Origin of the sequence: Neorickettsia sennetsu str. Miyayama, assembly GCF_000013165.1 — a bacterium.
GTDB classification, from domain to species: domain Bacteria; phylum Pseudomonadota; class Alphaproteobacteria; order Rickettsiales; family Anaplasmataceae; genus Neorickettsia; species Neorickettsia sennetsu.
Map to the genome: position 1 here is coordinate 753,492 of NC_007798.1, position 12,277 is coordinate 765,768.

Sequence of the window (12,277 nt, forward strand, 5' to 3'; positions counted from 1 at the left end):
CATAGCTACGACACCTGCCAACAATCCAATATCTTTATAATTCTTGATGGTCTCCCGTTGCTGGAACCATAACTTTCTATTTTTTTCACAACTGACATTCCCCTAATAACCTGTCCAAAAACAACGTGTTTACCATCCAACCAGGGGGTCTCTACTGTAGTAATAAAGAATTGTGATCCATTGGTATTCGGACCACGGTTGGCCATTGAGACCTTTCCGGGACCAGTGTGTTTTATGACAAAGTTTTCATCGGGAAAAACATCATTGTTGTATATCGAGTGGCCACCTGTACCATTACCCTGAGTAAAGTCACCGCCTTGTATCATGAAGGAAGGTATTATCCTATGAAATATAGAACCTTTGTAGCCGAACCCATTCTTACCAGTACAGAGTTGAAGAAAGTTTTCTGCAGTTCTAGGTACCACATCTGCTGCGAGCTCAATCTCTATCTCACCCAACATCTCAGCACCAGCACCTATCTCGAGACCTACTACGGGATTTGCATTCTTCTCTTTCATTTGCTGAATCTTATTAAAACTCACGTGCTCAGGATATGATAATACACCTTCTTGAGACTGCAGGAATACCACAGAGGCATGTGAGCAACAAACACCACAAAAGAACAGAACAAACGCAGTAATAGTTGTGACACTGGCCCTCATCATACTCTAAAATTGAAAGTACTATATGGTAGTACTCGCAATTAAATAAAAAGCTATTAACAGAAAATCCAGATCCGATAAGCCTATAACACTGGCCCACACGTGCGGGCTATATAGAGCCTAACTTTCTTGACACAGCGCTCAGAATGAACCATTTAGAATACCTAAACGTCTAGCGACTTCCCTGTAGTACTTACTTACTCCGCCTAAATCCCTTCTGAAGCGGTCCTTATCCATTTTTTCTTTTGTTTCAGTATCCCAAAAACGACAAGTATCCGGACTGATTTCATCAATCAGAATAATCTGGTCATCATAGAAACCGAATTCTAGCTTCAAGTCTACAAGTATGATACCGGCAGATGACAGCGCGCCACTTAGAAAATCATTTATCCTCCATGCCATGACTTTCATTTCCTCTATCTCAGACAGTTTGAGCCAATTAAATGAAAGAATATGATCATCGGTGACCATCGGGTCTCCAAGAGAATCGCTTTTGTAATACGTCTCTATCAGCGGAGCATCAAGAATCATGCCCTCTTCCAAACCGAGCCTTTTTGCAAGACCACCTGCAACTATGTTACGTATGACGACTTCAATGGGTATTAATTCAGCCTTTTTTACAAGCTGTTCTCTCATGTTCAGCACTTTCACAAAATGTGTTTTAATTCCGACATTTTGCAAGTTTTGCATGAAGAAGGCGGATATATAGTTATTGATTACTCCCTTACCTGGAATAACAGAATGTTTCCGATTATTATAAGCCGTAACATCATCCTTAAAATGCTGCGTTACAAGGTTAGGGTTGTCAGGAAAACTAAATAGTATCTTAGCTTTCCCCTCATAAATTTTTCGCCTTTCCCTCATTGTCAACCCAACACCTAAAAACCCCAAAGGGTATCAGAATTATACCACAAAGCAATCTACTTAACGACGTGGGGAAAGTTTATTTTGACTTTGACTACCAGATATGACTCTAAAGTGAGTCCTTCTTTTACAAAATAAACGTGTGATCCGGATTCACACTATTCTCAGAAATGTAAGAAGCAAGATACGACATATAGTTTGGACTGGTTTTAATTGTACCTTTCACTTTGTAGTTAGAGTATAGTGTAAACAAACTTCCATTATGTACTCATAACAGAAATGCTTCTTATAGCTGGTTTTGAACGACGAAGTTATGTTTAAGGGAATAGTGCAAACACTAGGTTTAGTAACAAAGTTAATCGTGAGGGATAAACAAATTTTCCTTGCAGTTGATGCAAAAGAATTGGCACAGAGTGTGGAACTCGGTTCTTCCATAGCATGTAATGGTGTTTGTCTCACAGTAACTTCCATCACCAACACGGAATTAGAATTCTATGTCTCGCAAGAAACATTTAGCAGAACCAATTTCCATGCTCTTGAGAAAGGTTCGAAGGTAAACTTGGAAACTTCTCTCAGGATCGGCGATACACTCGACGGACATTTTGTACAGGGCCATGTTGATGAAACTACTATGATTACTGCAATAGAAAAAACTGGTGAATCACACGTTTTCACGTTTGCCCTTACAGAAGGGATTTCACCGTTTATAACGTACAAGGGTAGCGTCTGCATCGACGGTACGTCTCTCACGGTTAATGAAGTATTTGAAAATGAGTTTAGTGTTAACATCATTCCATATACTTGGAGCCAGACTATTTTTCACAGCAAGAAAGTTGGTGATAAGGTCAATGTGGAGAGCGATTTGTTAGCTCGCTACTTAAAGCGATTGTTTGAGCATAGCAGACTTGTGATATAGCACTGTTACATCTGTACGCGATGGTGCGGGATCGCCGCTTATACTTGATTTCTTATCTATTTAGGCTTACTAACTTCACTCTGTAGTGACTCAACTCAGCTGGTGACCTGTTCCATAGTTTTACCGTATCTTGACCCGGTTGCCTTTTCTTTCGGTCCTATCACGGTGCGATGGTACGCCTTTGCATATATTTTTGGCATAGTCTACGGTTATCTTTTTGTTTCGAAGCACTCGAATCTCACACGCAAGGAGCTAGATACTCTTTTTTACCAGGCTACATTGGGAATAATCTTTGGCGGCAGGTTAGGCTATGTAATTTTTTATAATTCAACCTACTACATCGCAAACCCACTTGAAATATTGATGCTATGGCGTGGAGGTATGTCATTTCACGGGGGCCTTCTCGGACTGATACTAGCGTTGTTTCTCTTCTCGTATCAGCACTCGTACAAATTTTTCTACCTTACAGATTTAATTGCTCCCACTGCGAGCCTAGGTATTTTTCTTGGAAGGATCGGAAACTTCGTGAATGCTGAACTATATGGTAGACAAACAACGCGTAGTTGGGGTGTCATTTTCTCAAACGGTGATGGTCTCCCTAGACACCCTGTACAGCTCTATGAGGGATTTCTTGAAGGGTTTCTTCTCTTCTTAGCTACGCAACTACTCTTCTTCAAGACACCTATATTGAAATACCCTGGAATGCTATCCGGAATCTGGCTCAGCTTATATGGCTCGACAAGGATAATTCTAGAGAATTTTAGGGAACCAGACCCTCAAATTGGTTATTTTTTTCACTTTATTACTATGGGACAAATTCTGTCCTTGCCCATGATAGGAATGGGCGTTGTGATGATTTTAATCGCAACGAAGACGTTCAATGAGTATGTCCCAGGTAAATGAGACCCAGCAACCCTTCGGCACAGCTCTTGACAATACGAAATTTTATCCGGACCGCACCCTCAAAAAGGAAACACAAATACCAAGCAGAATGAAAGCCATTATTTGATGCAACAACGCAATATCAATTGGTATATGGAAAAGCAGCGTTAGAACACCGAAAAACATTTGCAGTAACATCATCGATGCTACCAAAAAAACTCTCGCACGAAAGGCTCTATCATAAAAGAATGAAATTACCAGACATACAAGACATATAAAGGTCAGTAAGAAAGCACTCATTCTATGCAAAAACTGCACAGCAACTGGATCATTGAAACAATTTAAACTTAGTTCATGAAATATCTCAGCGGGAAAAAATTCTCCATTCATGAGAGGAAATGTACTGCATATGAGGCCAGCTTTCAGCCCAGCTACAAGGCCTCCAAGTATAATTTGCATACTCAAGAGGAACATAAGTGAGCATCCAACTAAGTGCCATTTGAACACAGATCCCTTGATTACTGTCGGTGATAGAAATTCATAAACCAACACCATGAAAAGTAAAGATGCGCAAAAAAGATGCAAAGCAAGTCTATAGTGACTAACAGCTGGCACATCCAATAAACCGCTTTTAACCATGTACCAACCAACAAATCCTTGTATTACTCCCAGGACCAAAGCAAAGCACAGTCTTAATCGTGACTCCCTAGCTAGGTTACCTACAACGAAAAAATAAACCAAACCTATAAAGAAGACTAACCCCAGTATCCTTCCAACAAGCCGGTGAAAATATTCTACCAAGTAAATGAACTGAAACTCAGCGTAGGAAATGGAAAAGTGACGTACTTTATACTCAGGAGTATTTTTGTACTTATCAAACTCCTTTTGCCATGCATTCTTGCTAAGTGGTGGAATCACTCCAGTTACTGGCTTCCATTCAGTAATTGATAATCCAGACTCAGTTAATCTCGTAAAACCACCAATTGACACCATTGACAATATCAGAAGTATACAGACAGCAAGCCATGTTCTATAAGACATCGCAATTAGACTCTTTAGCAACTTCAAGACAGTAATGATCACATAAAACTGTGCAATGAAAAAGTTCGCACGTACAAACACCTAAGGAGAAGCAAGCTCTTAAAACTAAATTTGATAAAGAAAGCGAATAAGTAATTTTGAGTCGGATTAATGAAGACATTGAAACCATCCATGAATACATAGTAGAATCTACGCTGTTGTGTTCCTGCTGTTGGAGCTAGAAATGAAAAGGACTTATCAACCAAGTAAAATAGTACGTAAAAGACGGCATGGGTTTAGAGCTCGGATGGCGAGCAAAAGTGGCAGGGCTATAATCAATAATAGGAGAAGAAAGGGTAGACATGTCTTGTGCGCTTAAGAGGAGTTAAGATTCTTTCTGGCAGAACATTTCGGTATTATCAGTGTAATAGCTTTGGCTGTCGTTCTGGGAGTATTCTGCTACTTATATCGCGCGGGACGACCGTGGAACCTGTGGTGGGGTTTATAGTGACAAAAAAGGTCGGTTCTGCGGTTAAGCGAAATAAGGTTCGCAGAAAACTACGTGGATTGCTCCCTTTTCTTGTTTCCATGAAGAAGCTACTGAATCGTGCTTATATATTCATTCCTTCGCCTGCGTCTGTGTTTTCCGACTTTTCAGCAATGAGAGAGGATGTTTTGTCTTGTCTGGAAAGAGCAGGTCGCTCGCATTAGCTATGATGCCGTCCATCTTTGCCTTTGTTTTTTGCTACGTCCTGTTGTATCTGCAAAACGGCAGAGGCCTTTTCGCCACTCTCGCGGTACTTGCAATAACTTTCTATAAATATGCAATATCACCGTTGAAACCACGATGTTGTATATACGAACATACTTGTTCGGAGTACGCGTTGGAAATGTTAAATACACATCCCCTACCAAAGGCTATATTCCTCTCTCTAAAGCGTCTTCTGAGTTGTCACCCGTTTGCACAACATAAATTCCAACAAAACCGTACAAGGAAGACTTTTAATAAGCACCTCCCGAAATAGTACCATCAAGTGTTATTCCTCGGAGTTTTCCTCAGTTTCAACAAACTGGCCTGGCAATTTTCGCCCTTTAGGCTTTTTCGTAGGCTTCTTAGCCTGCTCTTCTGCTGAAGTAACACTATGCGAAGGATCTTTAGATGTACCTTGTTTGCTTACAGCACCCTCTATAAGGGAGCCAAAAATACCGCCACCATCCTGAGTGACATTAGAAAACGCAGAAGCAGTGTCTTCTGCGTTAGAAGCTTCAGCTGTATCTTGTTCTGTTCTACCATGAGATGCTAACTCGAGACCGGCTTCATCAGTAGCAGTATTTTTAGTCACCCCTCTTGAAACATCAAAAGCACTACTTTCCTCTCCAACGGAATCACGATGTGCTTCTTCTACAGCCGTTTGAGGCGTTAACTCTGGAGACGTTGCACCAGCACTCATATCTTCACTTGACCCTCTTGAAACATCAAAAGCACTACTTTCCTCTCCAACGGAATTACGATGTGCTTCTTCTACAGCCGTTTGAGGCGTTAACTCTGGAGACGTTTCACCAGCACTCATATCTTCACTTGACCCTCTTGAAACATCAAAAGCACTACTTTCCTCTCCAACGGAATCACGATGTGCTTCTTCTACAGCCGTTTGAGGCGTTAACCCTGGAGACGTTTCACCAGTACTAACAAATTCAGGCAGCTCCAACGAAATATCAGGAGTTGTGTTTTCGAATTCGATCTCGCTATATGAAGGAGGTAATGAATTAGGATGATGTGATAGATTTCCATTAGCGTCTGATTTTTTATCTATCGAAAGACCATCCTCAGTAGAACTAGAAAAATCAGCAGTTGGCTTTTCGTTCCGTTTGATATCATCCATACATTCTGGTAATTTCTCACGTTGAATGCCGAGATAGTAATCATGAATTTTTTCCCGTTCACAGACGTAAAGTTTACGTAAACCACCAAAAAGACTTTCCTCCTTTGCTCCAACAAAATACTTATCCGACATATGTTTGAGACCACCAAAAAGCATTTTTATTCCTGGTGAATCACTTAAATCCCTGGTACCTACAATCGATACAAGATGGTACCCCATAAGAGCCTGTGTATAGTTGATTTGCCTAAAGGCCTTTTTCTCATAATAGTGATCACTGAGCTCTGAATTCACACCTAAGAGATAACCTGTACCTTTTACTATACCGCTGGAGACATCACCAACAGTGGAGAGTACTTTCATTGTGGCTTCACCCAAGTTTGTCTCGTTTAATTTGGCTGCAATACTTTCACCAACACGACTTCTGAGAGAAGCTATATCATCTGCGCTGTTACGTACTCCACTAAGCACAGGGAGCTTGTCGGCAAGCGCACCTATAACCATTTTCCCAGCTCTGTAGAGTCCACCTATACCATCCTGAGCAGCATAAGCACCACCTATGACAGCTTGGAACGGTGATGCACCGACAAGCGACGCCCCTATAGACTGACAAAGATCTCTCATGTGGAACATAATCACCGAAAGAAGCAACAGCACAAATACCTCGGCCATATCAAGTAGGCCAGAATCAGATTCTCTTATCTTCTCTATCCGCTCCCAATCTGCTCCTTTTCCAGCAAAACCAGCAATCCCACAATTAGCATTACTAATTTGTGGATCATAGAATGGATAATCAACAAATCTACAACCCCTTTCTTTGTAATAAGGTGGTATATCAATCACTTTTGCACCACCAGTAAACTCAACGCGTTTACTCTCCCACATGTGAGTTATAGTGAGTGGCATAAATTTCTGTCCAGGTGTCCAGGCGTAAACAGAAATATTAAATGGAAAAACCCAGAACTTGTTGCAACAGATCGTGTAGCCTGTGTTTCTGTAAAATTGGTCCTTTATCATTGCTGAAAACAGCGAAACTACAGTAAAAATCATTATTGCTTGGAAACAGAAACTCAGTGCCTGGGTAAACCAGTTATCGAAAGTATGTTTAAGCTGTCCGAATAGCATTCCCAAAAATAGGACCGGCATCAAGACAATTAGCACTGATAGTCCAATAAGGGCGGTTAGGTAAACAACAAAAGCATATGCAACAAGGACAACGTAGATCACCAGTATAAAGAAAAGGATTAACCACCAAAAAACTCCCAATGGATACGCAAGTATGATCGCCTTGACTTTTGTCGAAACAAGCATCTTAAACAAAATGTTCACGGTATCATCGAGGAAAGCAAAAGGTTGATCTAGCTGGTAACCAGCACCAGTATGAGAGTTCACTACTGCTATAACTTCGTTTAGTCCATCTATAAACAAACGGAACAAATTATTATAGAAAAAATCCCAGCTACTCGGAGAAATTAGCTGAAGAATAATTGCCATTTTTAAAACTTTTATCAGTAATTCACTTGGCGGACTTTCAGATATTCCCATAAGAAATCTAAGACCTGTGAGAACAATCATCAGAACTATTAGAGCCTTCACTAATGAAACATAGTCGTTATTAGACGTAATGGCCTTGTATATTGCCTCGTTCTGTCCGGTAAGAAGATCCTGTAGCATGGAACGTACACTTTCAAAAAACTTCGCAGTATTTTTTGGATCAATCACCCCTGTACGAAATTCCAGAGAATAACCACCCACGTTATTCTGGTAGAACACGTCCATAAGTTTGTAGTAGATTTTCCAGCCAGGCTCCAAGTTTAAACGCGTGCAATCGCTTGTAAAAACCGACTCTATGGTGATACTATCACCGGTATATCCAATATGCATTGCCGGAGAGGCAGGGGTTGCAATGGAGGAAAAAGTAGTATTAGGATTAGGGTCACCAGGACGGTAAAAAAGTAGATATAATCCATACCCCTTTTCTAATATACATCCAGACTGGGAGAATTTAGGATCTATTTTTGCACCATTGATCAAGCAACCTGTTGTAATATCGGTCATTTGTGTCGCTAAGTAGGTGCAGGACTGGTTTGGGAAATTCTTTTTAAATTCTTCATCAGCTTCCTTCAAAGCCTCGTAGTCAATATCCCCACAACGGAAAACCTTTTGTATTTCGTCCCTAGAAAAACGGAGTACGCTACGCGCAGGCATAAACAACCACCGCCCCTCGACATTCAAAGTGATTGGTTCACCCGAAGTAACATAACCGGAATCCTCCCAGCGCATTAGTTGTCTGCCTGAAGTATTGTCCTCTAGACCAAGCAGTGCTGCATCTGACTTAAGAAGTGGGCTATCATACTCAATTAACGCAGCAGCACTTGACTTAGGTATACCAAAATCGTCTGCTGCTATGCATCTTGGACACACATTTTCACATTTTTCACAGCCAGACAGTAAAAACAGTCCAAGCATGAGTACAAGCACACGCTTCAAACCACTTGGACAGTATCTTGCTATACGATTACTCACTTTCGCTACCCTAATCTTTTTCATCATCACCTGCCTGACTCTGGGTACGAATTCCATTATCCGGTTCGGCAGTCTCTTCATTAGAGTCTGTACTCTCTACTGCTGGAGAGATTTGTGAACCATCTTCTCTAATTATTTCTGCTCCAGAAGGACCTAGCAAAGTATGAGTATTTTGCTTACCCATCTCAGCATGAACGTGCTCTCCACCAGGAGGAGCACCTTCGTAGATAGGATTAGGTATACTTTCCTCTCCAGGTCTAACCTCAGGAGCACCAGCCAAGCTGTAAGGAGTCTGGCCACGTACATCATTTATTCCAGCATGAATGTGTTCTCCACCAGGAGGAGCACCTTCGTAGATAGGATTAGGTATACTTTCCTCTCCAGGTCTAACCCCAGGAGCACCAGCCAGACTATAGATGCCCTGTTCCCTATTTGTATCAGTCTGCGCTCCACTAGTCACAACAGGAGCATTTGACGATCCCTCATTGTTCAAAGATGTCGATTTTATATTCGGATCTTCGAGAGAATCCTTTAAAGAACTACGTTCAGCTTTCTCAAGTGCAGCATCTTCACTTGAAGGCACTTTTTCAGCATCCTCGGCAACTTCCAAAGTAATACTGCGGCGGCTACGAGCACGTGATCTAAGTGCTTGCCCTATTTCGGACTGAGTTGCATCATCCAAACCAACAACAGACAACATAGCTTGATATGCAGCATGACCTGCATCTGAAGGACTACCACCACCTGTAACACCGGTATAACCCATCATTGTACCCGTGATCATGTCCACCATAGAATCCGTTATTTTCAGGAAGCTCTTCATAGCATGAGCCACCAAGAGAAAAACTATCACTGAAACCAACGACACAGGAAGACCCATGAAGCCAGAATTGGTACTGCCAGGAATAAGGAAACGGTCCATACTAGCCATTCCGGGATCAAATCCCATAGGTATGAGCGAACTAATGATGCATAAGTCACTCCCGAATATATCCGTGGAAACAACGCAACCAGGACAGACACCAAAATTATTCACCCCGTATAGCGTTGCCATCATTACTGCATTTAATAATGCGAGGGTTCCAAAAATAAAAATCGGACGCAGAGCAAAAGAGATCAACATTTTCAGCCAACCCTCAAACAATGGTTTTGTTCTCTGGAAAATCAAGAAAGTTATAAAGATAGGTGCCAACAAAAAAAGTAAACCTGTCGCAATCAATATCATGAGATAGATCACCATTGCCTCGATGATGCAACTAAAAAAGAGAAACACACCCCACAGTATGATCGACATGATAAACCAACCAGCAGGACCCGAAAGAAAAAGAGCTAGCATCCTTAACCAAAACTGGTTTGTTATTATCACGCCAACGGTTCTATCCAGAAATTCAAATGTACTATCCGGAGAATATTTCCCACTAAGGTTACCAGTGAAATAGTAGATGAGCTCATTAGAAGAATTAACAAACAGATCAAAAATTGTTTCGCCAAAGAACTTCCAGCTATAATCGCTCACTAAGAGCAAAATGAATGCTACCTTCATCACCCGCATTACAACATCTGACCTTGGATCTCTGATTATCCCAAGTAGAAAGGACAGCCCATAAGTGACGAGGTAAAGCACTATCAATGCCTGAACAGCAGGTGCAATTTTCCCAACAATTGCGTTATAAATTTGTACTATTACTCCTGTCGCTTCGGGTTTACCATATGGATTTTTTTGACCCTTCCCATAAAACAGTTTTACGATAGCATGATAGATCGTGTTAAAAGGGCCGGAAAAGTTTGGATACCACCGTTCTTGCACTATACTGACCGTGTATTTATTGTCTTCACTAGGCAGGTATTTTCCCGTCTTTACGGCTTTCACCAAACTGCTATCGGCAGCCCCTGCTATACCAAAATAGACCTTTCCACTCCCGTTGAAAGAGAGACTATAAGTGCTCGAATCGATATTTAGTGGATTAACAACTGCCCTCTTCGGAGTATCAGCATTGAAACGAAGCTCATGCACATTTGGATGTGAAACACCAGGGGCGATACTTGGCGGACCGTCACCAATATAGACATAAAGTTTTTCCCCGTTTTGGTATGAGCAACTTTTTCGCACTCTTACACGGTAACCTGAATATACAGAATTTTTTGAAGAATCTTCATTACCTGCAATCCCAAGGAGCAGCGGACTTCCTCCACTGATACTGCGCGGAATGGTAAACCATGTATTCAACTCCAATGATGGTACAGATCCACCATACTCACCGACATCAACACATCTTTTTACCCTATTACCGTAGAGATTTGTTTCTTCCGTACCAATGTTATAAATGCACAACTGAGCTTCATCGTCACTTAGCAATAGTGTAGACTTATCCTTGCCAGCTCTACCTATTTTCGCAACAAGTAAATCAGCCCACGCTCTCTCTAAGTCTGACTTGTTCCTTCTGCGTGCACGAAAACAAGGATTCAAACTATCAAAGTCTTCATCATACCTGATACTATATATTCCATCTTTATACGTACTGTCTGAAATAAAATTTCCACACATTTTATTTACCTTGTACGTTTCGAACCTCTTAAGCTTCCCCTCATCCTTTTTCGAATCGCAAGAATCCTTGTACTTGTATTCCCAACTTATCTTCTTCCCTTTGCGAATTTCTTCGTGATCAACCTGACTCTTGAAACCAGCATCACAAAACTTTTCATCAGAGAAAATATGTGGAACAATAACCCGCATATCGACTGCAGCTGCCTCTATCCACTTACCTTCCCCATTACCAACTATTACTCTGTTACTTCTTGGGGTATAGCCGTTCCCAACAAGAGCTGAATTCAACAACTCCCCCTTCAAAGAAGGAGGAAGAAACACTTGCAACTTATTCCCACCCCTTTGTAGATGAACCTCCCCACCGGCTTTGCATATAGCAACCGGATCCACCTCACCTCCGGAAACAAGTTGCATCTTTTTTCCCTTTACGTCCTTGAGATCTTCATTGTTATACCAGGAAAACCCGAGTGGTATATTGTCGCAATCCACTAGATTGACGCTGACTACTGGTATCAACTCAAAGAGCACCTTCTCTCCCGGTGAAACCTCTAGGTAAGTATCAACATAGTACCTCTCGTGAGTTGTTGACGCTTTCTCACATAGAGGTTCTTTATTCTTAGCATCCGAAAGGTCTGATGGATTATGTATGCCTGCAGGAGCACCATTAGCACAAAATCTATTACCTACCTCGATTACTTGACAATTCCATTCAGAACATATTTCAAATTCCTTTCTATTGAAAAGTTTTCCACATAGATCTATGTCACCAATTACACCAAAGGGTACCTCTTCACCTTCTCTAATTTTGATGCCTGAATCTACCCACAATGTACTAGGCTTGGAGGGATCCATACCTTCTAGATAGGCTGGCACAATGACATTTGTAAAGTTTGCACTTACACCATCGCCAGGATAAATACACCCCATGTCACAAGCACTTAAAAGAAGCAATAAGCCCAGAACTACTCTACGCATAAATACT

10 protein-coding genes are annotated in these 12,277 nt (G+C 41.4%); 5 read left to right on the forward strand and 5 right to left on the reverse strand.

Annotated elements, in window-relative coordinates:
- Positions 1 to 5: 5 nt before the first annotated feature.
- Positions 6 to 518, reverse strand: coding sequence for a peptidylprolyl isomerase (locus NSE_RS03470; RefSeq protein ID WP_275450025.1), 513 nt, complete (start codon positions 516 to 518; stop codon positions 6 to 8).
- 285 nt (positions 519 to 803) lie between these two features.
- Positions 804 to 1,526 (reverse strand): phosphoribosylaminoimidazolesuccinocarboxamide synthase, encoded by a 723-nt coding sequence (gene purC / locus NSE_RS03475; protein WP_011452225.1) that lies wholly within the window; start codon positions 1,524 to 1,526, stop codon positions 804 to 806.
- Between the two features lie 298 nt (positions 1,527 to 1,824).
- Between purC and NSE_RS03480 the strand changes: the two genes are divergently transcribed.
- Positions 1,825 to 2,442 (forward strand): riboflavin synthase, encoded by a 618-nt coding sequence (locus tag NSE_RS03480; protein ID WP_227028946.1) that lies wholly within the window; start codon positions 1,825 to 1,827, stop codon positions 2,440 to 2,442.
- Positions 2,443 to 2,544: 102 nt separating this feature from the next.
- Positions 2,545 to 3,345 (forward strand): prolipoprotein diacylglyceryl transferase, encoded by an 801-nt coding sequence (gene lgt, locus NSE_RS03485; RefSeq protein WP_011452227.1) that lies wholly within the window; start codon positions 2,545 to 2,547, stop codon positions 3,343 to 3,345.
- A gap of 42 nt (positions 3,346 to 3,387) precedes the next feature.
- On the opposite strand, the gene NSE_RS03490 is transcribed toward lgt, so the two are convergent.
- Positions 3,388 to 4,407 (reverse strand): COX15/CtaA family protein, encoded by a 1,020-nt coding sequence (locus NSE_RS03490; protein ID WP_227028947.1) that lies wholly within the window; start codon positions 4,405 to 4,407, stop codon positions 3,388 to 3,390.
- A gap of 181 nt (positions 4,408 to 4,588) precedes the next feature.
- Between NSE_RS03490 and rpmH the strand changes: the two genes are divergently transcribed.
- From rpmH to yidD, 3 genes are read left to right on the forward strand one after another with little or no spacing between them, the layout of a single operon-like run.
- Positions 4,589 to 4,723, forward strand: coding sequence for a 50S ribosomal protein L34 (gene rpmH, locus NSE_RS04060; protein ID WP_011452229.1), 135 nt, complete (start codon positions 4,589 to 4,591; stop codon positions 4,721 to 4,723).
- Positions 4,714 to 5,055 (forward strand): ribonuclease P protein component, encoded by a 342-nt coding sequence (gene rnpA / locus NSE_RS03495; protein WP_011452230.1) that lies wholly within the window; start codon positions 4,714 to 4,716, stop codon positions 5,053 to 5,055. The genes rpmH and rnpA overlap by 10 nt, the downstream gene beginning before the upstream one ends.
- Before the next feature lie 5 nt (positions 5,056 to 5,060).
- Positions 5,061 to 5,369, forward strand: coding sequence for a membrane protein insertion efficiency factor YidD (gene yidD / locus NSE_RS04065; RefSeq protein ID WP_011452231.1), 309 nt, complete (start codon positions 5,061 to 5,063; stop codon positions 5,367 to 5,369).
- Positions 5,370 to 5,381: 12 nt separating this feature from the next.
- On the opposite strand, the gene NSE_RS03500 is transcribed toward yidD, so the two are convergent.
- Together NSE_RS03500 and NSE_RS03505 are read right to left on the reverse strand one after the other, a co-directional pair.
- Positions 5,382 to 8,807: a type IV secretion system protein gene (locus NSE_RS03500; RefSeq protein WP_227028948.1), complete on the reverse strand. Its 3,426-nt coding sequence runs from the start codon at positions 8,805 to 8,807 to the stop codon at positions 5,382 to 5,384.
- Positions 8,761 to 12,270, reverse strand: a complete 3,510-nt coding sequence (locus NSE_RS03505) for a type IV secretion system protein (protein WP_011452233.1) — start codon at positions 12,268 to 12,270, stop codon at positions 8,761 to 8,763. The genes NSE_RS03500 and NSE_RS03505 overlap by 47 nt, the downstream gene beginning before the upstream one ends.
- Positions 12,271 to 12,277 lie beyond the last annotated feature (7 nt).

What these genes read in the sequence shown, in the direction of transcription:
- rpmH (WP_011452229.1), top strand. Translation starts at nt 4,589, where the DNA reads ATGAAAAGGACTTATCAACCAAGTAAAATAGTACGTAAAAGACGGCAT.
- NSE_RS03470 (WP_275450025.1), bottom strand. Translation starts at nt 518, where the DNA reads ATGAAAGAGAAGAATGCAAATCCCGTAGTAGGTCTCGAGATAGGTGCT.
- purC (WP_011452225.1), bottom strand. Translation starts at nt 1,526, where the DNA reads ATGAGGGAAAGGCGAAAAATTTATGAGGGGAAAGCTAAGATACTATTT.
- NSE_RS03505 (WP_011452233.1), bottom strand. Translation starts at nt 12,270, where the DNA reads ATGCGTAGAGTAGTTCTGGGCTTATTGCTTCTTTTAAGTGCTTGTGAC.
- NSE_RS03500 (WP_227028948.1), bottom strand. Translation starts at nt 8,807, where the DNA reads ATGGAATTCGTACCCAGAGTCAGGCAGGTGATGATGAAAAAGATTAGG.
- yidD (WP_011452231.1), top strand. Translation starts at nt 5,061, where the DNA reads ATGCCGTCCATCTTTGCCTTTGTTTTTTGCTACGTCCTGTTGTATCTG.